The following is a 20,280-nucleotide window of genomic DNA, read 5'->3' on the forward strand; positions in this document are numbered from 1 at the left end:
TCGCCATCTTACTCAGGATGCGTTGATTCATTCGGATCAAGGATTTCACTATACGAACCCGAAGTTCCAAAAGCTTGTGAAGAAGATGGGGCTGGGTCAATCGATGTCACGTAGAGGAAACTGCTGGGATAACGCCCCACAAGAATCATTCTTTGGGCATTTTAAAGATGAAACGAACTTCAAAGAATGTATGACATTGGAAGAGGTTAAACAAGAAGTGAAAAGCTACATGATCTATTACAATCATTATCGAGGTCAATGGAACTTAAACAAGCTGCCGCCTGCACGATACAGACAGCAGCTTAAGGTCGCCTAACCTTTTTTAAGTTGTCCTTTACAAGGGGTACAGTTTACGCTTGTCTTCGACCTTTTTGGTATTGACTTAAATTAGACCAGTAGGTGCCCGAGCACGAGTCCACCATAGGCAAAAGCTGCTACAATGACTAGCGCCGGGTGAATTTTGCGTATATTCATCGCCCAGAAGGCAATAGCGGCAATACCAAGGGATTGCCATATCCCGATGGAGGCAAGCGACTCGCTCCCCATTTGCCAGGTCACGATCGCCATCATCACCGCAATGACAGGCTGTACGAGCAGAGTCATTCCTTTGACAACAGGGGACTGCCGATGCTTGGCCATTATACGTAGCAAGATGATAAGGGCTACACATGAGGGGATGATGGTCGCTGCATGTGCAATAATAAAGCCAATCCAGCCAGCTACATCGTACCCGACGAAGGCCGCGATCTTCGTAGCAATAGGACCCGGCAGGGCATTAGCCAATGCCAGCATATTGGAGAACTCTTTATCGTCCAGCCAGCCGTAGTGGGTGACGACCTCTTGATAGATCAGCGGTATGGATGCAGGTCCGCCCCCATAGCCCAATACATTTGAGATGAAAAATCCAAGTAATAATTGCAGCCATTCCATCATGAGGAGGAGTCTCCCTTCTGCTGACGGCGAGCTTTCAGTCTGGATACTAGCCGGAAATGCACGGCTCCGTAAGCAAGGAAGAGAATGATAACGATGCCTGGGTGAATATCGATCCATTGCAGCATGAGCAGTGACACAATAAAGAGTCCTACTCCCATATATTTGCCGAGGCCCTTAATGGCCTTCTCGCCAAATTCATAAGCCATCGTGCCGAGCATTACGGCAATAACAGGGGTGACAGCTCCGATCATGCCAGCCACGATTGGTGAGGTGCTAAGGACACGTACCATGGATAGCAGGGCAATCATAGCTATGCTGCTAGGTAGAATATGAGCGATGACGGCAATGATAGCTCCGAGCACCCCTCTTTGCTGATAACCCAGGTAGGCTGCCATTTTGGTTGCGATCGGTCCAGGCAGGGCATTGGCAATCGCCAGTGTCTCTCCGAATTCATCATCGTTCATCCATTGATAGCGTGTTACCGCCTCATAGCGAATTAACGGAATGACAGAGGGGCCGCCTCCATAGCCGAGAATCCCTGTCCGCAGCATGGCGGCAGAGAGGTCGATATATTTGTTTGTTGATGTTCCCATAGACGAAATATCCTCCTTGGTCCTTACAGTCGCATTCCCATGCGGCTCTTGTATCTATGAATAAGCACCTGGCAGTCCACGTCCGTGATGCCTGGTAGCGGGTATAGCTTATCTTTGAGGAAGCTTTCCATCTCCTGATGATTTCTGAACAGCCCGTGCATGTGCAGCTTACTCGGTCCTGTCATATGATAGAGGCTTGTGACAACGGATTCCTCTGCGAGTACCTCGGCTACCTGCTGCAAGAACTTGGGCTCTACCTCCACATTAAAGAAAGCCGATACATTAATGCCAATCTTCTCAGGATTAATAACGGCGGTGAAGCGCTCGATCACACCGTCATCCATCAAGGATTGTATTCTCGTCTGAACGGCTACCCGTGATAGTCCAACCTCCTTCGCCAGGTCTGTATAAGAAATTCGCGCGTGCTCATGGAGCACAGCAATAATGCGTTGATCGATCTCATCCAGGCTAGACCAGCTTCCAGAATCCATATTCGTCATCTCCCATACGTTACTCATTTGCAATGTGGAATAACTAAATGTAATTATAATAGATATATATCTTACCAACTGTAATAATATAAGCCTGATTATGTACATTAATCAATAGAAAATGGCTGTGAGAATTCTTTTTGTACGAAATAAAAATAAAAAAACAGATCTTGCCTAAGGCTGAGATCTGTTTTCTTGCTCATATTTTACTCACTCACTCACTCACTCACTCACTCACTCATTCACTTACTCATTCACTCACTCAAACAAACAATTACCCACTCACTTCTCACTCACTCAAACACTTAATCGCTCTATCATAGCTTTATTAGCCCGATAAGGATGCCCACCGTTCACAGTAGCGTTTTGCTAGATTCAATATAGGCTGCCCTGCAATAGTTCTTAGGACCTAAGTAACCTTGCCTTATTCAGTTAATCTGTTACGCAGCGGTAGCCAATCCAATACTCGCTGAATTTGCTGGTCCCAATAGCCCCAGTCATGCCCACTAGGACCTTCCTCATAGGTCAATGGAATATTAGTCCGTTGGCAGGCTTCTCTGAAGCTGATATTTTCACGGTATAAAAAGTCCTCTGTCCCACAGCATTGATAAAGCATTGGCCGTGGAGCGTTGGATTGCTGCAGTCGGCTCAGCAGTTCAAGCAAATCATTCTCCGAACCTTCCACCGGCTCAGGGCCGAAGATTCGGAGCCATTCCGACTCGGACATGACACGTAGTGCAGGGGCTCTTCTCGTCAGCCCAATATCGAGTGCCCCGGATAAGCTAGCAGCGGCCTTGAACTGCTCTGGCTTGCGTAGGGCCAACTTGAAGGCGCCATAACCACCCATAGACAGGCCGGCTACAAAGTTGTCCTCGCGGTCGGCAGATAGCGGGAAAAAGGAGCGTGCCAGCATAGGTAGCTCTTCGCTAATGAAGCTCCAGTAGGCTCCTCCCTCAGACATATCTGTGTAGAAGCTACGGTGCACCTGAGGCATGACTACGGCAAGTCCCAACGAAGCTACATATCGTTCAATGGAAGTACGACGGACCCAGATTGAATCATCGTCTGAGAGCCCGTGCAAGAGGTATAGGACGGGGTGGGGACCAAGCCCCTGTGCATTGTGCATCCCGATCTGTGATGTGGTCTGCTGTGGCAGGATGACACACATGGAAGTGCTCAGTCCCAGTGTCTCGGAATAAAACTGACATTGAATAAGCGCCATGTTCTTAACCGCCTTTTTGATGGTTTTTGTGTCCAATTTACTATAGCGCAATCCAGAAATTCTGTCGTGAGAACAATTGGTTATTTGGGATCATTTTCATGAATTTTGCTTCCCATTGTTTAATTTTCTGGTAAATTGTTTTAAGTAATTTACAGCGGCGGTTCATCCGGCGACATTGCCATCAGAGGCAAACCACTTCGTTTTTCAAGGACTTGTGAACATGATTGCATGTCACAGTCACATCTAAAAGGAGGCTGAAGCAATTATATGAGCAATAAACATAAGCAGGTTCGTAAAGTGTTGGCGGGTACATTGGGAGCAGGTCTATTATTCAGTGCATTTGGGAGCGCTTCTGCGGCAACCGAGAATCTGTCCAACCATTGGGCGGGAGATCAGTTGCAGCGCTGGGCAGCCACGGGCTACCTGAGCGGGTACGCTGACGGTACACTGAAGCCAGATTTGACAATTACCCGTGCAGAGTTCATTTCGCTGGTGAATCGTAATTTTGTGGTGACAGGTGCCGATGTGGCAGTCACAGACGATACTTACGGCTCCGGGTTCACAGACCTGCCTTCCAATCATTGGGCCTATGATGCAATGATGAAAGCAGTAAATGCTGGCTTCATCGGAGGCTATGCTGATCGTACAATCAAGCCGAATGCAGTGGTTACTCGTCAGGAAGCGGCAGCTATTCTGGCCAAGGCTACGGGTTGGGCGCCGGGCTCAGCTTCAAGTCTGACGAGATTCTCTGATTATGAAGATATCGCTTCCTGGAGTAGAGCAAGCGTAGCGGCTGCTATCAGCCAGGATGCCATGAGCGGATATCCGGATGGCACCTTCCAGCCAACCAAAGGCTTGACGCGTGCTGAGGCCATCGTTATTATTGATGCTGCATCCGGTTTCAATCTGGATGGTAGCACCACGGTAACCCCTGGTGGACCAAGTGCAGGCGTCATTGATGATACTTATGGTGAGGATAATACCGGTGCGGTAACACCTCCTGAAGAGGAAGAGACGCCAGCGACGGAGGTAGACTCCGAAGATACAACGTCCCCGGAGGATACAGTGGATGAGACAGAGACTACAGATGACGCGACAACTCCTGCTGATACAGAGGATAATGCGGATGATGAGGATACAGCTGATGAGTCCGCAGTAGCTGCACCTTCTGTTGACCCTGTTAAAGCCGGCGACAGCACCATTCAAGGTACGGCTGAAGCAGGTAGCATCATTCGTGTCTATTCCGGCAATACGCTGCTCTCTAGCATAACAGCCAGACCAGATGGAAGCTTCAGCGTGTTTGTGGGCACACAGCCTGAGGGCGTTGAATTGACCGTGTATGCGGAAGATGTGGACGGCAACGAAAGTGAGCATCTGACAATTACCGTGCTGGATGAGGATGGAAATGCTCCTGATGATACAGAGGCTGATGTTACTACAGACAGCTTTGAAGAGCAATAAGCTGTAAAAAAGGCAATCATTCCAGAGAAGCTATGAAGAATATCGTCCTGATTCATTCAGGACAGAATCTATATTGCTTCGTTCTGATACAACATAAGCCTCCCTAGCTACCTTTGAGTAGATAGGGAGGCTTTTAATTTAGGGCCATGTAATTTAGGGCCATGGGTACATTGGCAGCGCATGAACGACGGTCGACCAGGCTCGCTTTTGCAAGATACCAGCCTACCTGAGTAGCAATCTTTTATTGCTGGCTTCGTACGCCATCCTCTACCAAAGGAGCCTCTTCCGTTCGTGGCTCTTCCAAGCGAGGCGTCTCATTGGAGGTGTGACCGTTTCGGGCAATGACTCTTTTCTGGGCCCGATAGGTGTCACGGGAGATCGTCTCACGTTCAACCGTTTTGCCAGCAACAAGCTTGGTACGATAGGTCTCTACTACATAGCCTGGTTTGCCGGGGATTAACACCTGGGATTCTCCAGGCAGGAGAGAGCTATTTTGCACATAGCTGTCTGGAATGGAGATGGTGCTTACAGTCTTGGATTCGATCTGATAAGTTACTTCTTCTGGGAAGGTACCGAAAAATTTGACGACGAGCTGTCCAGCCTCTACATTCGCCCTCAGAAGCAGATGCTTGCCGGTGTTATTTTTGAAACGGAAATTAATGGAGCCTGTAGCAAAGGTCGCATCCTGTCCCTTGGGCAGGTAGCTGACCGGAAGCGAGTGATTGCGGCGTTCGACAATGCTTAGCCCTGTCTGCAGAGCCGCATGATACAGCGTGCTGGATACCTGACAGATTCCGCCACCAATCCCCGGCTCCAGCCGACCATTTACAATGACAGGAGCTTCGCGGAAGCCATATTTGCTCTCGGCATCAGCAATAACTTTGGCATAATCAAATACCTCATCTGGTCGAAGTATCATGCCATCGACTATCTTGGCTGCCGCCTGCACATTATGGACCCGACCCGTGGAGCTGCTGCCCAGTGAAGTGGAGAATCGCACAATTCTTCGCTCTATGCCCTCCTGCTTCAAGCTCTCAACAGTACGCTTTGGCTCCAAACGGCTCAGTGGCAGCTTCAGCGATAACTCCTTCATATCATCATGATCGAGTGTCTTGAAATCCCTGGGCAGCTGCTGCGCGAGCTCCTGAATAAGACGGGTACGATCTAGCCGATAGACCGATTTTTCAGGGATATAACGGACCTCATCATTACTGGTGATTTGCCGTACAGCATCGACTGGATGACCATAGCGACGCTCCTCCCAGTCCTGGTCCAGCAGTGTGTTCAATGTCCCTGGCTCCATATGCACGTCAATATCCCAGGATGCACCGAAGGATCGTCGTGCTTGCACCCTTTCCCATAGATGCCCTTGGCCCAGCTTCTCGACCGCGGTGAAAAAAGCATCGGCATGATAGGATACACCTGCTGTACCCAGCGTCAGCTTCATGTCAACAGCTTGCTCATCATCCTCCAGATGAAGGGGAAGCTGCTCCAATTCCTTCAATTTTGCCTGAACGAGCTGTACTGCCTGTTGTCGGTCCATCCCTCCAAGCTGTAGCCCTCCTATTCTCGTATCTTGCGGCAAGGCCGAGCGATCTGCATACAGATGCAGTCCCCCATACGTCATGCAGCCAGCCAATAATGCAGTCAACAATACAATCAGCGTGATGTGGGTTTTTTTCATAGCCAAGCTCTCTCCTAGTCAGGGATCTATTCGGGCAAATTGCGCATTCCATCCATGTATATGCGTGCTTTTATTTGTTATCCCATACGATGCTTGTATGAAATTGAGGATTACAGGTACTCAAGAGGTAACGAATTTGTTACAATAATGAATAACGTGGTGAAATTTGGGCCATTGCAAAGGAATTGGCATGAATATGTCGAAATAATATTAGTTGAGTATGAAATACAAGCATCGGGAAGTGATAGAGTGATAGAAATGCAGGACGTGTGGAAGACCTACCAGAATGGAACCCACGCACTCAAGGGCGTCTCTGTGAAAATTGACCGCAATGAATTTGTATACCTGGTTGGCCCATCCGGTGCCGGGAAGTCAACATTCATGAAGCTGATTTATAGAGAAGAAGCACCTACCAAAGGCCAAATATCCGTAAATGGTTTTAATATCGGTAAGCTCAAGCAACGTAAGATTCCTTATGTTCGCCGCAATATCGGAGTCATCTTTCAGGATTTCAGATTGCTACCTTCACTGACAGCCTATGAAAATGTAGCCTTTGCCATGGAAGTTATCGAAGCACCCAACCGTCTCATTCGCAAGCGTGTTCCTGAGGTGCTGGAACTGGTAGGGTTGAAGAGCAAGGCAGATCGTGAGCCTTCCCAGCTATCTGGTGGGGAACAGCAGCGGATTGCGATTGCCCGTGCCATTGTGAATAATCCATCTGTGATTATCGCGGATGAGCCGACAGGCAACCTTGATCCCGAGACCTCATGGGGAATTATGCAGTTGCTGGACGAGATTAATTTCCGGGGTACCACCATTATTATGGCTACCCACAATAAGGATATTGTGAATTCCATGCGTAAGCGTGTCATTGCCATTGAGGATGGCAACATTGTGCGAGATCAGGTGAGAGGAGAATACGGATATGACTTTTAACACCTTCTTGCGACATATGCGGGAAGGGTTCAAGAACATATTCCGCAATGGATGGATGTCAGTGGCGTCCGTTACCTCGATCGTTGTTTCCCTGTTTATTTTGGGAGTCTTTATTATGCTGGTGCTTAACGTGAACTCGCTGGTGGATGAAGCCGACAGTCAGGTACGCATCAATGTATTTTTGGAATTGAACGTAGAACAGCCGATGAAGGATCAACTGATGACGGAAATCGGCAAAATGCCAGAAGTAAGCAAGACTACGTATGTTCCCAAGGAGCAAGGCTTGGAGGAGCTTCGTACAGACATGGGCGAGAGCGGCCAGGAATTGCTAGAGGGTTTCGATAAAGATAACAACCCACTCCCTGATAAAATCATCGTAGAGGTTGTAGAGCCAACTACGGTTCCATTCGTATCAGAGAAAATCCAGGCACTGAACGATCAATATGCGGAGAAACCGATCCTGAAAGTAAAGTACGGTGAGGGAACAGTAGAGACCCTGTTCAAGATTACTCGACTGATCCGTAATGTTGGCTTCATCTTCGTAGCCGGACTTGGGCTCATGTCCATGTTCCTGATCTCTAACACGATTCGAGTTACCATTTTGGCACGTCGCCGTGAGATCAGCATTATGAAGCTGGTGGGAGCCACGAATTTCTTCATACGCTGGCCCTTCTTTATCGAAGGGGCGTTAATTGGACTGATTGGCTCACTGGTGACGATTGCAGCGCTGTTCGTTGGCTATAATCGACTCGAAGCGGGCCTTGCGAATGACTTGTCACTCTCCATGATCAAGCTGCTGCCACTTGGAGATATCTGGATTCAGCTTGCAGGGCTGCTGACGATACTTGGAGTACTTGTAGGCATACTGGGCAGTACACTGTCCATCCGTAAATTTCTTAAGGTATAGCTACTGGAAAATAGGACGTCATGATTCAGATCGCCTGACTTGCTGGGTAACGATCAAGCGGGGAATCCCGGCTTCATATTGGAACAAAGGATGGGGAGTGCAAGTTGAAAAAAACAGTTACTGTATTGGCTGCCGCATTGCTGACTGCCGTGATCTTTCAGCCCGGACAGGGACAAGCCAAGAGTCTGTCGGAAGTCAACAGGGAAATTAATAAGTTGGATAGTCAGTCCCAGTCATTCAAGAAGCAGCAACAGCAGGCAGAGGCTGACAAAGTAGAAGCTGAGCATTACAAGAACAAGACGATCAAGGCGCTTGAGATTGTCATGCAGCAGATTGAGGATGTCAGTAATCAGCTAGCCCGTGTAGCACTCGATATTGAGAACACGGAGGAAAGCTTGCGCCAGACGAAGAAGGAGCTTGAAGAGGCAACGAACCGGATTGGTGCTCGTGAGAAGACGCTGGAGACGCGTGTACGTCTGATGTATACCGACGGCACCGTGTCCTACCTGGATGTATTGCTATCATCAACGAATTTTAATGATTTCATAACACGTGTGGATTCGATCAAGACCATCGTGGACCAGGATCAGTTCTTGCTCGATGAGCACAAGAAGGACAAGGCTTTGGTAGTATCCAAGAAGCAACAGCTTGATTCAGAGTATGCCTATGCAAAGAGTCTGTATGAAATCAAGCAAAATGCACGGAAAGAGCTGGATGCAAAGGAGCAGGAGAAGCAACGGCTGATTGCTGGCTATGATGATCAAATCATCGCAGCAGGGGATATCTCGGATGAAGCGAATGAGATGCTCGTGCAGTTGGCTAGCAAGCGTTCCACGCTCATTCAGCAGCAGAACAAGCTGAAGGCTGAGCAGGCTGCGCGAGCAGCGGCAGCACGGAAGGCAGCAGCCAAGAGATCGGCCTCCACAGCTCCGGCCAGCTTCTCAGGTGGCAGCGGCATTATGGGTATGCCGATTGGTAGCTATCGTATGTCCTCCGGTTTCGGTCCGCGAACCCATCCGATTACGGGGGTAAGAGGGAAGATGCACACAGGAATTGATATGGCTGCACCTCAGGGCTCGCCAATCTATGCTGCTGAGGATGGTGTAGTCATTCTGGCCGAATGGTGGAGTGGATATGGTAATGCAGTCATCATTGATCATGGTGATGGATTATGGACTCTCTATGGGCATATTCGCAACGGAGGCATCAAGGTCAGCAACGGTCAGACCGTCAAGCGTGGTCAAAAAATTGCCGAGGTAGGCTCTACCGGGAATTCCACAGGCCCTCATCTTCACTTTGAAGTCCGTGAGAATAACGTTCCGGTGAATCCAAACAAATATCTGTAAGCCCATATGAACTATTATAAGCGCTAGTAGCAGCCCTATTCATGTCTGATCTGGATATGAATAGGGCTTCGTGTTTGATATCCTACGCTGAACAAGCGATAATATGAAAGTAACCATGTGGGTAGCTAGGTCCAGATGCATAGAGTCTTCAGAGTCCTATTCGGATGATGTGGATACATGAAGGTGGATAATGGCAAAATGAGTTGCCCATACTGGAGCTATGGTGAAAATATGCAAAGGCGGTGAGCAGGTAAATGATGAAGAAGGGCACGGCACTTATGCTAATGGTGATCGGACTTCTTGGTGGCAGTTTGCTGACGTTCGCATATACAGGCGCAGCTATTCCCAGCGCAGTAACAGGTGAGGGATTGCTGGCTAGCGTCACAGGCAGCGCCTCCTCCAAGAGCGATCTGAAGAAAATAGAAACCGCGCTAGACCTGATTCAGGGCCAATACTACCAGGATGTTGACCGTACGAAGCTGGTGGATGGAGCCATCAAAGGGATGATGGATGCGCTGGGAGATCCGTATTCTTCATATATGGGAAAAGAGACTGCTCAGCAATTCGAGGAATCCATTGAGGGTTCATTCTCAGGGATCGGGGCAGAGGTCTCGTCTGAGAACGGAAGTGTCGTCATTGTGTCCCCTATCAAAGGATCACCGGCAGAGAAAGCAGGACTGCGTGCCAAGGATGTGATCCTGTCTGTGAATGGTGAATCGCTGGAGGGACTGGACCTGAATGAGGCAGTATCCAAGATCCGGGGACCGAAGGGCAGCGAAGCTAAAATCCAGATCAAACGTGAGGGCACGGCAGAGCCTATGGAATATACAATCGTCCGTGACGATATTGATCTGGAGACCGTTTCTTCACATATGGAAAATGACGGTATAGGTGTCATTACGATTACCCAATTCTCGCTAAATACGGCTGATCGCTTCAAGGAAGAGCTTGCGAAGCTGGAAAAGCAGAATATTAACGGACTCGTTATTGATGTGCGTAACAATCCGGGTGGTGTCTTGTCTGTCGTCATTGATATTGCTCAGCAATTCGTTCCGAAGGGCAAAGTCATCGTTCAGGTGGAGGATAAGAACCAGAAGCGTGAGAAGGAGCTGTCCAAAGGCTCCAGCAAGCCATATCCAGTGACCGTCCTGATGAATAAAGGTAGTGCCAGCGCTTCCGAGATTCTGGCTGGTGCATTGCAGCAATCGGCAGGGGCTACCCTGATTGGAGAGCATTCCTTCGGGAAGGGGACCGTACAGACCAGCTACGATAAGCAAATGGGAGACGGAAGCCTGCTGAAGATTACCATTGCGAAATGGTTGACGCCAGATGGAAGCTGGATTCACCAGAAGGGTATTGAGCCAGATATTGCTGTAGCTCAGCCGGAGTACTTCTCGGTTGCTCCGATTAACAAGGAGAATACCCTGAAATACAATTCGAACAGCTCCGACGTCAAGAGTGCTCAGATTATGCTGGAAGGACTCGGCTATGACCCGGGTCGTGAGGACGGCTATTTTGACAAAGCGACGGAAGAGGCCGTGAGATCCTTCCAGAAGAAGGAGGGCATTGCGGTGAATGGAGTCGTTGATGCCAAGACAGCTGCGCAATTGGAAGCCAAATTGATTGAGAATATACGTGATCCGAAGAATGACACGCAGCTGCTGAAGGGAATCGAACAGATTCGGAAGGAGATCGCAAGCTCCGTGTCGAAATAAGAGAAGGGCTGAAGGAGGCTGGAGACAGCCTCCTTTTTCTAAGATTATGGAGAGTTGTGAGCGATCAGTGGCTCTGAACTTTTGTATGACGGCAAGAATAACCGCCGCTATGTGCGTTTTAGTTGTGGAGTGTCGATAAAATATGTTGTTCTTACATAACCCTGCATGGCGTTCTTGATCATGGGCGGGAAAGGAGTGAATGAATGTTGGAAGGGATTATACCATGGGGCTGGAGCTTGCTATACGGGGGCCTTCAACTGCTGGCGCAGCCGTTTTACTATATTGCGATTCTGCTTGTTGCGTTAGCCTATCGGCGCCAGATGCAGCTGGAGCGGAGGCTGCTTCATACCAGACTGCATAGTTGGGTGAGACAGACGTGGGAGACGGTCATTGCAGGATTGGGTGCAGGCCTACTTGTGAGCCTTCTCGGTATGTTCATTGGCATTCATTTAACAGGTGCTGGCATCGTATGTTTATGGGTAACCGTTGCGATTCTGATGCTATTCCGTATTCGATACCTGTGCTTCGCTTATGCCGTCGGGTTATTGGGTGTCGTCCAAGCCATATTGCTCTGGACCGGAGAATGGCGTGCGGATGGCTGGCTGGGACTCGTTATACAGACTGTCCGTGAGCTTGATATGGTGGCCCTGCTAATTATTGTAGCTCTGTTACATGGTGCTGAGGCGTTGCTGGTCGCTTGGCGGCGGGGGAGAGATGCAACACCTGTGTTTATGGAGGGAAAGCGTGGCAGATTGGTGGGTGGCTATCTTATGCAAAGCTACTGGCCGGTCCCACTACTGCTGCTGGTGCCAGTAACAGACGGTCTGTCCCTGCCTTGGCCTACCTTATTGGGAGGAGAGGGGCTGTACATGCTGGCTGCTCTTCCAGTAATGATGGGCTATAGTGGTATGACCACAGGCTTCTTACCCCGGCAAAAGACGGGAATGGCCTCCCGACGGCTGGTCCTGTACAGTGCGCTGCTGTTAGGTCTGAGCTTGATTGCTGCATGGTGGAGTCCATTCATGATCGTGGCGGCATTGTTCGCTTTCCTAGCCCATGAGGCTTTGTTCTGGTACGACAGCTACGAGGAGCGAAATGCCCCTCCCCTGTTCGTGCATCCCGAAGAAGGCTTGCGTGTACTGGCGGTGTTGCCAGGCAGCCCTGCTGAAAGTTTGGGCATACAGGCGGGAGAGTCGATCTATAAGGCCAATGGAATTTTGATTCACACGAAGGAGGAACTGCACCGGGCGCTTCGCTTGAATGCTGCGTTCTGCAAGCTGGAGATACGGAATCTTCAGGGAGAGAGCAAGTTCCTACAGCGTGCGCTGTATGAGGGAGATCATCATCAGCTCGGGTTGGTGCTGGCGCCCGATGAGGCAGCAGGCTGGGCTGTATCGGGGAGACAGATGTCCGTCCTTCAGCTGCTTGGCATGAAGAAGGGCGCTCGGCGCAAGACGAGGACCAGCACAGCTTCCTTGCCAGAGAGAAGCGAGCAGCGAGCGGCGAAACCCTAGAAGCATACAACAGTAGGGAAGACGACGAATGTTCCTGTTCAAAATAAATAAGCTGATCAGTCTAGGACATATTCCTACATTGATCAGCTATTTTTTTGCGAAAAATAGTCGTATAAGTGCTGTGAGCTGTAAAGCATGTAGCACTGGTCTTGTCATCGGGACTGTTGGCTCTTCCAATACATAATGGCAATCTGAGTACGGTCGCGCAGGTGCAGCTTGCCCAGAATATCCGTGACATAATTCTTAATGGTTCCTTCGCTTAGGTAGAGATGCTGCGCTATCTCCTTGTTGGTCATTCCCTCTGCAATCAAGGTAACCACCTGGTCCTCGGTTGGCGTCAGCCCATATTCGGACGACCATGCCATGCTTTGCTCATGGTGTGCCGGGGATGGTGTCCTGAGCAGCTCCGTAAGCTTGCGGGCAATGTCGGGGTGAATGAGCATATCTCCATCATGCACTGTCCGGATTCCCTGAATAATCCGTTCTGGTGAGATATTTTTGAGCAAATATCCGCAGGCACCGTTCCGTAGCGCTTCAATAATGAATTCATCATCGTCAAAGGTTGTCAGGATCAGCACTTTGCTGTCCGGGGAGGCCTCCTTCATGAGACGAGTCCCCTCAACACCGTCACAGCCTGGCATGCGGATGTCCATCAATACTACATCAGCTTGGACTCCGCTCTTGACCAAGCTTACGGCTTCGAGTCCATTGGCAGCTGTCCCTGTCACCTGAATATGCTCATTCAGCCCCAGAATCATCCTCATACTCTCGCAAATGAGAGGATCATCATCCACAATCATAACCTGAATCATCGCTTATCCTCCTTGCTGTGAAGTAGACTCATAGAAATCCTGATGCTCAGCGTAGCTTGCAGGCAAGCGGGTGATTACCGTATACGGGGTATCCGTATCATGAACGGTGACCTCACCTCCTAGGATCGAGGTCCGCTCCAGCATTCCCTTCATACCTAGCCCCATGGGGCGCTTGGCTTCCTTGGGAAGCGAGCCATTATTGCTGACCAGCATGGTAACTTCATGCCGGGTATAGTGTAGTCTGATTGTAATCTCGGTAGCTTCTCCGTGGCGCAACGCATTGGTAATCGCCTCACGCGCGTTCTGATATAGAACAATTCGCAGGCTCGGGTATAAGGGAGGAGCGTTCCCTTCTATGATGAGCTGTGTGAGGATTCCAGTGCCTCTTCCGGTCTCCTCCAGCAGGGAGTGCAGAGAATATGCATCTTCGAATCGAGGCTCTGGATGAATGCGTCTGACAATCTGCCGCATATTATCCATGCTGGAAGCAAGCTCATCCCGGATTTGTCTTAGCAACTCCAATCCTTTGTCGGCATCCTTTGGGGCTACTTGGAGGGCGGCCTCAGATAACAGCTTGGTTCGTATAAGCCGATGCCCGATATCATCATGTAGATGTCTGGAAATGCGTGTGCGCTCCTCCATCTGAGCAATGAATTCAACCTGACCTGCATATTGAAGTAGCTGGCTGCGGACATCATTCAGCTCGTAATTTTTTTTGCGTAGCTCATCGTATAGCTGGTCCGTAAGCCGTCGGTCCTCAGTTGTCCGGTACAGTCGGTGGAGCAAAAATGCTCCTGCGGCATAGAGGATCAACAGTAAGCCTTGATGAAGCACTGGTAAAGTCTGTGCGGACCAGAACAGGAACGCAAAATGCCCCAGCAACATGAAGTATCGTGATTTTGTACTCGGAAAGGCCATGTATCGTGTCATAGTCGATAATGCGGGAACAAACCATACACCACCATAATACCAACTTAGCCAAATAGCGCACACCAGCTCCAATCCGCAGCTAGCAATCAGGGTACGTCCGCGACGCAGGTTATCGCTGATGACGGCCAAGGCCAGAAAAGAGAAGAAATGAAGCGTATAGGTATCACTCAGTGCTACCTCTTGAGCATACATGCCAAGTAAGCCTGGTCCGATAATGAGACCATACCGCAAGGGCCACAGATCATGGCGTATGTATTTCATCCGGGTCTACTCCATTTCTCCTCCAAAGCCCTGCTTTGAGGAATATAGTGTCTGCCTGTTCGCTGGAATTCTTTACATGCTTGCTACATTATATCACAGGCCGTACGGACATCTGAGGTGACTTAAGTCATCCGAAGGTCGTGACCTCAGTGACCTTACGAGGTGGTCTCAGGTAGGTAAAATATGAAATAGAAGTGCTGGTGAGCGCAATCAGATCATCATGTGTAATGCCAGAAGTATTCTGACCAATAGAAATGCTCTAAATGGCAGGCGCACTCTGGAATGGATAACATGCTGCAAAAATGAATCACAAAAGAGGAGAGGGAGCCCATGGCTTATATAGAGCTTAAGGATGTCATTAAGCGTTACGGACCCAAGCTATCTGTCGATCACTTGAATCTGAGCATTGATAAAGGGGAGATTGTGGGCTTGCTAGGTCCTAATGGCGCTGGCAAAAGTACCACGATCAACATGATCCTGGGTCTGCTTCGTCTCGACGGAGGAGACATTCGGGTGGACGGACTCTCTGTCCTGTCACATGCACGGGAGATCAAACGCCATATTGGCCTTGTGCCACAGGATATTGCTGTCTATGAGCAAGTAAGTGCTGCGGATAATATTCGCTTTTTCGGACGGCTATATGGACTAAAGGGCCAGCTACTGAAAGACCGAGTACTTGAGGCGCTGGAGTTCGTTGGTCTGGAGAAGCATGCCCGCGAGCTGCCTTCAACCTTCTCGGGAGGTATGAAGCGTAGGTTGAATATCGCCTGTGCCATCATGCATCGTCCCCAGATCATTATCATGGATGAGCCAACCGTGGGCATTGATCCACAATCCCGTAATCATATTCTGGAGTCGGTACGCAGCTTGAACCGAATGGGCTCGACCATCATCTATACGAGCCATTACATGGAGGAGGTCGCAGCGATCAGTGACCGGGTAGCGATTATGGACAAAGGTCATATTATCGCATACGGCACGGAGCAAGAGCTGAAGGAGCGCGTATTCCGGGAAGAGAAGATCATCTTGGAGGTATCGGGCTGGAAGCAAGCAGCGTGGGAAGAGCTGCAGCAGCATCCGCGCATTACCCGTGTTGCCGAAGAGAACGGTCGTGTCGAGATTGCGCTACCCTCTGCTCAGGGCTGCCTGCAGGATGTGCTGTTTATTTGTGGGCGGCATGAGGTTGCTATTCTCTCCCTTGTCTGCGAGGAGCCCAATCTGGAGTCCCTGTTCCTGCAATTGACCGGACGATTGTTGCGGGATTAAGGAGGTAATGTGATGCTGACGATTGCTTGGTTTGAATTAAAGCGTATGCTACGGCAAAAAGTAGTGCTGTTGAATCAATTTCTGCTGCCTGTCCTACTGATTTTTATATTGGGAACAGCCCTGTCATCTGTTTTTGAGGGGAGACAGGAATTGAATTGGACACCTATGAAGGTGGCTATCGTGCAGCAGGGGAACGCCGATGAGCAACAGATCTGGAATAGCTTTATAAGTTGGCCATCCCTTGATGAGCTACTCCGTTCCTTTACGGCGGAGAGCCGTGAGGAAGCCCAGAAGATGCTTCGAGGTGGGGAGGCGGATTTTGCGGTCGTTGTCCCGGCTGACTTCGAGCAGCAGATTGTCACAGGAGGGCAGACCCGGCTGGAGCTCATCCGTGGTAGAGATGCTACAAGAAATATGGTAGCAGAATCGTTATTTAATAACTTCGTGAAGCAAGTCAACACAGGTCAGACGGTGACGATGATTATGAGGGAATCCCCTCCAAAAGTAGAGGCATGGGAGCAGTGGTATAATGCTGGAGCCAGTGAGAGCTTACTGAAGCCTGGTAAGCTTGGAGAGCATGGCAGCTATACGGCCTTTCAGTTCTATGCAGTCTCCATGCTCATCATGTTCATGTTGTACTGTGGAATGACGGTTAGCCATAGTTTGAACAATGAGAAGGGCTTAGGAACGTTAGCCCGAATGTATGCTGCTCCGATTCATGGCAACCATATTTTCTTTGGAAAAATCTTGGGGAATATGCTTGTCTCGATGGTACAGGTGCTGTTCATCATTATGGCGACCCACTGGATCTTTGGGGTGAACTGGGGAAGCCATCCGTGGATGCTGGCTATAATTAGTATATTGGTTATCTTTATCTCAATGTGTATGGCCGTGATTCTCACCTTCAGCATAACAGCACCTTCAGTAGCATCGACGGTCATTAGTATGATAATTGTTGTTATGACGTTTATCAGTGGCGGGATGACTCCTCAATTACCCGGTTGGTTGAACGTGATTGGTAAGGGGACTGTGAATTACTGGGGAATGGAAGGCATGCTGTTACTGATGCAAAATGGGGAGCCAGCTCAGATCTGGCCATCCATCGGCGCTTTATGTGCGATAGCACTTGGACTGCTACTGATCACTGGAATGATGTACAGGAAGGTGGGCTATCAATGAATATTCCGATTATAGCTGCAATAGCCTGGAATGTCATAAGGAGAACGATAGGTACACGTAATGGCATATTAGGTTTACTGCTGCTCCCTTCTGTCGTGGTATCGTTGACCTATGTGTTGTTGGGCGGGATACAGGAAGAGGAGCCGCGTGTTACATTCATGATTCAGGATCAAGGAGCAGAGGCGGCGGTGATTCGTGGTGAGCTGCAATCTATGGATGGAATAGAGATAATGGAGATGACTGAACTGGATGCAATGCGCAAGGTTGTGACGGATAAACGTGCGGTCATTGGCATTCGAGTTCCCGAATCCTTCTCGGCAGAGCTCAGATCAGGGGCAGCTCCCTCTGTTGAATTTTATGAGATTGCAGTTAGTGAAGCTGGCTATGCTGTGAAGGCTACGCTGGAGGGGGCCATCCAGCGCATGAGTCGTACTATGGTTATGCTGCAGTCTCTACCGACAGAGCGTCGTGAGCCTTCGATTCAGAGCTGGCTTGCAAAAGAGCTGACACCTGCGATCACGACGTCAACGATAGACGAGGATATGTATCCCAAGGCGGGTCTGCGCAACGGCACAGGCTTCATGCTGCTATTCCTGCTGGGACTAGTGACCAGTGCTGTGACGCTGATGACGAGAGACCGCAATTCACATATGCTAGCCAGGATGTACATGGCTCCAGTAAGCTCGGCAGAGATTACGTTGGGTTATTTTATGGGAAGCCTTGCGGTGGGCTGTTTTCAGATTGTGCTCATTTTGGGAGTAACGCGTGGTATATTCGGATTTGATTATGGTGTTCCTTTGTTGCCGCATTTTGTGATACTGATGTTCTTTACTATTGTAGCTTTGGGATTATCCAGCACGGTAGCAGGAATGATTCGTAATCAGACCAATGCAGGCATGCTGAATCCGCTTATCGTGTCGCCTACCTGCATGTTGGGAGGCTGCTTCTGGCCCATTTCCATCATGCCGGATTTCTTGCAAAAGCTAGCCAACTTTATGCCACAGAAATGGGCTATTCAGGCCATTGAGACGATGGCTGCAGGCGGAGAATGGGCGGATATTATGGTCCCGCTGGCCATTCTGGGTTGCATGGCCATCATTCTGATTATACTGGGCGCTACGATCCTGAGACCCCATGAGGCTGGCATCAAGGGCTGAGGGCAGTAATATACTGAATATCTAAAAAAATCCCCGATAAGCTCGTGATGCTTCACAGGACTTGTCGGGGATTTTCTATGAGTGGCTATTAGGAGTTATTATTGTTGCAGCTGACGAAGCACAGTGATCTCAACCCGTCGATTCTTCTGACGTCCGGCCTGCGTGGAATTATCACCAGCGGGACGTGTGTCTGCATAACCAGCATATTGGAAATACTTAGGGTCCAACTGCCTGCGTTCAATGAAGAAGCGTAGCACAGATAAGGCACGCGCACCCGACAAATCCCAGTTATCACGGTAGGCGGAGCCGGAGCCCACAGGAATGTTATCGGTGTGACCCTCAATGCTGATCGGCGTATTCAGATTACGAAATAGACTGGCGAGCTTATCCAGTATGGGGGCTGAGCCTGACTTGAGAGACGCTTGACCGATATCGAACAGGAATCGGTCACTAAGGGTGATAGATATACCGCGTGGCTCGTCGGCCACGAAGACCTGGTCGTCCAAATGGTTCTCTGTGATGTACTCCTGAATCATGCCCATGAGATCCATTAATTCCTGCTCCTGCTGCCGGAAAGCGAGTTCTCGTTCGGTCATCACTTCAGAGCCAGGCTCCTCGCCGCTTACGGCTTGGCCGTCATTGCCAGGTCCATTACCCTTGCCCTCCTGTGCTGCAGGAGGGTTCTTGCTGGTATTCACATCTGCAGTGCCAGTAATCCCTGAGCCTTGCTCCAGAATGGAGTCCGCAGAGCGAAATGTCCCCTGAATGGACTGTGAGACGACTTCATATTTGCTTGCATCCAGTCGACTCATGGCATACATAATGACAAAGAAAATCAGGAGTAAGGTAATAAGATCAGCATAAGTAATCAGCCAGCGGTCTCTGCTATCATTTGCAGGAGCAGCTTTTTTGTCTCTAATTCGCACTCTCATGGAAGCCCTCCTCGGCCTTGGCGATCGGACGATTGCGGCTGTCCGTACCGCTGGTGCGGTCAAACAGGCTTAGCTTTCGCTGAACGAGCTGAGGGTTCTCACCATTTTGTATAGCAATGATTCCGTGCATGAGCAGCTCCATGGTATGGACTTCCAGCTCACCCCGGGTTTTGATCTTCGAGGCGATAGGCAGAAAAATCAAGTTGGCGCTGGCTACCCCATACAATGTAGCGGTGAAGGCAAGAGCGATGGATGGCCCGAGAGATGTGGGCTCGGTAAGGCTGCTGAGTACGTGAATCAGGCCCATAACTGTACCGATAATCCCCATCGTAGGAGCGTAACCGCCGGCCGATTCGAACACTTTGGCATAGCCCTCATATTCCTGCTCTACTGCATCAAGCTCCAGGGACAGCATTTGCTTCAGCTGCTCCTGATCTGTGCCATCTACCACAAGCTGAATGCCCTCCCGCAAAAATGGACTCGGATGTTCCATTGAGTTCCGCTCCAGAGCTAGTACTCCTGAACGGCGGGCAATGGTCGCCATATTCACAATATCCTTAATATAGCGTCCGTTAGGTATATCTTCACGCCCGAAGGCTACTTTCAATGCTGCCGGGATCGTACGTAGCTTGGATTTGGGAAAACTGATAGTGACAGCAGCAGCGGTGCCACCGAATACGATTAGAGCAGCAGTGAACTGCAACAAGCCGCTAAATTCTCCCCCATCCATCAGAAAGCCGCCTACAATAGCTACGAGCCCTGCAATGATGCCAATCCAAATCGTGATGTCCAAAAGTTAATCACTCCCAATGAATACTTATCGTTTGCATCCGTAATATGAAAGAGGTATAATATGACGGGAACAAACATTCTTATAGCAAGTGTTCCGTGTCATTTCTCGGGAAATAACGACAGCACGAGACACACGGAATAAGTCAGCT

General features: G+C 49.6%; 19 protein-coding genes. 10 read left to right on the forward strand and 9 right to left on the reverse strand.

Features of this window, described 5'->3' with window-relative positions:
- The coding region (locus tag K331_RS0120200) for an IS3 family transposase (RefSeq protein WP_028589681.1) at positions 1 to 316 on the forward strand (316 nt) is incomplete at its 5' end.
- A 71-nt stretch (positions 317 to 387) separates the two neighbouring features.
- Here the strand turns inward: K331_RS0120200 and K331_RS0120205 are convergent.
- From K331_RS0120205 to K331_RS0120220, 4 genes are all read right to left on the reverse strand, one after another.
- Positions 388 to 933 (reverse strand): chromate transporter, encoded by a 546-nt coding sequence (locus K331_RS0120205; RefSeq protein ID WP_028591697.1) that lies wholly within the window; start codon positions 931 to 933, stop codon positions 388 to 390.
- On the reverse strand, positions 930 to 1,526 hold the full coding sequence (locus K331_RS0120210; protein WP_028591698.1) for a chromate transporter: 597 nt from the start codon (positions 1,524 to 1,526) through the stop codon (positions 930 to 932). Before K331_RS0120210 ends, K331_RS0120205 begins: the two co-directional genes overlap by 4 nt.
- Before the next feature lie 23 nt (positions 1,527 to 1,549).
- Positions 1,550 to 2,017: an Lrp/AsnC family transcriptional regulator gene (locus K331_RS0120215; protein ID WP_318842593.1), complete on the reverse strand. Its 468-nt coding sequence runs from the start codon at positions 2,015 to 2,017 to the stop codon at positions 1,550 to 1,552.
- A 424-nt stretch (positions 2,018 to 2,441) separates the two neighbouring features.
- Entirely contained in the window at positions 2,442 to 3,239 is a 798-nt protein-coding gene (locus K331_RS0120220; RefSeq protein ID WP_028591700.1) for an alpha/beta hydrolase, read from the reverse strand.
- 267 nt (positions 3,240 to 3,506) lie between these two features.
- On the opposite strand from K331_RS0120220, the gene K331_RS31095 reads away from it, so the two are divergent.
- Complete coding sequence (locus tag K331_RS31095) at positions 3,507 to 4,700, forward strand: S-layer homology domain-containing protein (protein WP_051289937.1); 1,194 nt, start codon at positions 3,507 to 3,509, stop codon at positions 4,698 to 4,700.
- Between the two features lie 241 nt (positions 4,701 to 4,941).
- Here K331_RS31095 and K331_RS0120230 read toward each other — a convergent pair whose 3' ends face one another.
- On the reverse strand, positions 4,942 to 6,384 hold the full coding sequence (locus tag K331_RS0120230) for a VanW family protein (RefSeq protein ID WP_028591701.1): 1,443 nt from the start codon (positions 6,382 to 6,384) through the stop codon (positions 4,942 to 4,944).
- 249 nt (positions 6,385 to 6,633) lie between these two features.
- Here K331_RS0120230 and ftsE point away from each other — a divergent pair, with 249 nt between their 5' ends.
- The 5 genes from ftsE to K331_RS0120255 all read left to right on the forward strand — a co-directional run bounded on the left by ftsE (position 6,634) and on the right by K331_RS0120255 (position 12,802).
- Positions 6,634 to 7,320, forward strand: a complete 687-nt coding sequence (gene ftsE / locus K331_RS0120235) for a cell division ATP-binding protein FtsE (RefSeq protein WP_025678663.1) — start codon at positions 6,634 to 6,636, stop codon at positions 7,318 to 7,320.
- The gene (gene ftsX, locus K331_RS0120240; protein ID WP_028591702.1) at positions 7,310 to 8,227 is read left to right on the forward strand and encodes a permease-like cell division protein FtsX; all 918 of its coding nucleotides are present in this window, start codon (positions 7,310 to 7,312) and stop codon (positions 8,225 to 8,227) included. Before ftsE ends, ftsX begins: the two co-directional genes overlap by 11 nt.
- Before the next feature lie 104 nt (positions 8,228 to 8,331).
- On the forward strand, positions 8,332 to 9,573 hold the full coding sequence (locus K331_RS0120245) for a murein hydrolase activator EnvC family protein (protein WP_028591703.1): 1,242 nt from the start codon (positions 8,332 to 8,334) through the stop codon (positions 9,571 to 9,573).
- Between the two features lie 254 nt (positions 9,574 to 9,827).
- Complete coding sequence (locus K331_RS0120250) at positions 9,828 to 11,288, forward strand: S41 family peptidase (RefSeq protein WP_028591704.1); 1,461 nt, start codon at positions 9,828 to 9,830, stop codon at positions 11,286 to 11,288.
- Positions 11,289 to 11,491: 203 nt separating this feature from the next.
- Entirely contained in the window at positions 11,492 to 12,802 is a 1,311-nt protein-coding gene (locus tag K331_RS0120255) for a PDZ domain-containing protein (RefSeq protein ID WP_028591705.1), read from the forward strand.
- 152 nt (positions 12,803 to 12,954) lie between these two features.
- Here the strand turns inward: K331_RS0120255 and K331_RS0120260 are convergent, their stop codons facing one another.
- Positions 12,955 to 13,614: a response regulator transcription factor gene (locus K331_RS0120260; protein WP_028591706.1), complete on the reverse strand. Its 660-nt coding sequence runs from the start codon at positions 13,612 to 13,614 to the stop codon at positions 12,955 to 12,957.
- Between the two features lie 3 nt (positions 13,615 to 13,617).
- Entirely contained in the window at positions 13,618 to 14,805 is a 1,188-nt protein-coding gene (locus K331_RS30000) for a sensor histidine kinase (RefSeq protein ID WP_051289938.1), read from the reverse strand.
- Positions 14,806 to 15,135: 330 nt separating this feature from the next.
- On the opposite strand from K331_RS30000, the gene K331_RS0120270 reads away from it, so the two are divergent.
- From K331_RS0120270 to K331_RS0120280, 3 genes are read left to right on the forward strand one after another with little or no spacing between them, the layout of a single operon-like run.
- Complete coding sequence (locus K331_RS0120270) at positions 15,136 to 16,071, forward strand: ABC transporter ATP-binding protein (protein ID WP_028591707.1); 936 nt, start codon at positions 15,136 to 15,138, stop codon at positions 16,069 to 16,071.
- A 12-nt stretch (positions 16,072 to 16,083) separates the two neighbouring features.
- Positions 16,084 to 17,250 (forward strand): ABC transporter permease, encoded by a 1,167-nt coding sequence (locus K331_RS0120275; protein ID WP_028591708.1) that lies wholly within the window; start codon positions 16,084 to 16,086, stop codon positions 17,248 to 17,250.
- Positions 17,247 to 18,407 (forward strand): ABC transporter permease, encoded by a 1,161-nt coding sequence (locus K331_RS0120280; RefSeq protein ID WP_028591709.1) that lies wholly within the window; start codon positions 17,247 to 17,249, stop codon positions 18,405 to 18,407. Before K331_RS0120275 ends, K331_RS0120280 begins: the two co-directional genes overlap by 4 nt.
- A 98-nt stretch (positions 18,408 to 18,505) precedes the next feature.
- Here the strand turns inward: K331_RS0120280 and K331_RS0120285 are convergent, their stop codons facing one another.
- Together K331_RS0120285 and K331_RS0120290 are read right to left on the reverse strand one after the other, a co-directional pair.
- Positions 18,506 to 19,339 (reverse strand): OmpA/MotB family protein, encoded by an 834-nt coding sequence (locus K331_RS0120285; RefSeq protein ID WP_028591710.1) that lies wholly within the window; start codon positions 19,337 to 19,339, stop codon positions 18,506 to 18,508.
- Positions 19,323 to 20,132, reverse strand: a complete 810-nt coding sequence (locus K331_RS0120290) for a flagellar motor protein (protein WP_028591711.1) — start codon at positions 20,130 to 20,132, stop codon at positions 19,323 to 19,325. Before K331_RS0120290 ends, K331_RS0120285 begins: the two co-directional genes overlap by 17 nt.
- Positions 20,133 to 20,280 lie beyond the last annotated feature (148 nt).

The sequence above is a fragment of the Paenibacillus massiliensis subsp. panacisoli DSM 21345 genome, from assembly GCF_000426545.1.
In the GTDB taxonomy this organism is placed as follows: domain Bacteria; phylum Bacillota; class Bacilli; order Paenibacillales; family Paenibacillaceae; genus Paenibacillus; species Paenibacillus panacisoli.

Bases quoted from the DNA above. Each gene is read 5' to 3' on its own strand.
- K331_RS0120210 (WP_028591698.1), bottom strand. From the start codon at position 1,526: ATGGGAACATCAACAAACAAATATATCGACCTCTCTGCCGCCATGCTG.
- K331_RS0120275 (WP_028591708.1), top strand. From the start codon at position 16,084: ATGCTGACGATTGCTTGGTTTGAATTAAAGCGTATGCTACGGCAAAAA.
- K331_RS31095 (WP_051289937.1), top strand. From the start codon at position 3,507: ATGAGCAATAAACATAAGCAGGTTCGTAAAGTGTTGGCGGGTACATTG.
- K331_RS0120230 (WP_028591701.1), bottom strand. From the start codon at position 6,384: ATGAAAAAAACCCACATCACGCTGATTGTATTGTTGACTGCATTATTG.
- K331_RS30000 (WP_051289938.1), bottom strand. From the start codon at position 14,805: ATGAAATACATACGCCATGATCTGTGGCCCTTGCGGTATGGTCTCATT.
- K331_RS0120250 (WP_028591704.1), top strand. From the start codon at position 9,828: ATGATGAAGAAGGGCACGGCACTTATGCTAATGGTGATCGGACTTCTT.
- K331_RS0120285 (WP_028591710.1), bottom strand. From the start codon at position 19,339: ATGAGAGTGCGAATTAGAGACAAAAAAGCTGCTCCTGCAAATGATAGC.
- K331_RS0120260 (WP_028591706.1), bottom strand. From the start codon at position 13,614: ATGATTCAGGTTATGATTGTGGATGATGATCCTCTCATTTGCGAGAGT.
- K331_RS0120220 (WP_028591700.1), bottom strand. From the start codon at position 3,239: ATGGCGCTTATTCAATGTCAGTTTTATTCCGAGACACTGGGACTGAGC.
- K331_RS0120255 (WP_028591705.1), top strand. From the start codon at position 11,492: ATGTTGGAAGGGATTATACCATGGGGCTGGAGCTTGCTATACGGGGGC.
- K331_RS0120280 (WP_028591709.1), top strand. From the start codon at position 17,247: ATGAATATTCCGATTATAGCTGCAATAGCCTGGAATGTCATAAGGAGA.
- K331_RS0120215 (WP_318842593.1), bottom strand. From the start codon at position 2,017: ATGGATTCTGGAAGCTGGTCTAGCCTGGATGAGATCGATCAACGCATT.
- K331_RS0120205 (WP_028591697.1), bottom strand. From the start codon at position 933: ATGATGGAATGGCTGCAATTATTACTTGGATTTTTCATCTCAAATGTA.
- K331_RS0120270 (WP_028591707.1), top strand. From the start codon at position 15,136: ATGGCTTATATAGAGCTTAAGGATGTCATTAAGCGTTACGGACCCAAG.
- ftsX (WP_028591702.1), top strand. From the start codon at position 7,310: ATGACTTTTAACACCTTCTTGCGACATATGCGGGAAGGGTTCAAGAAC.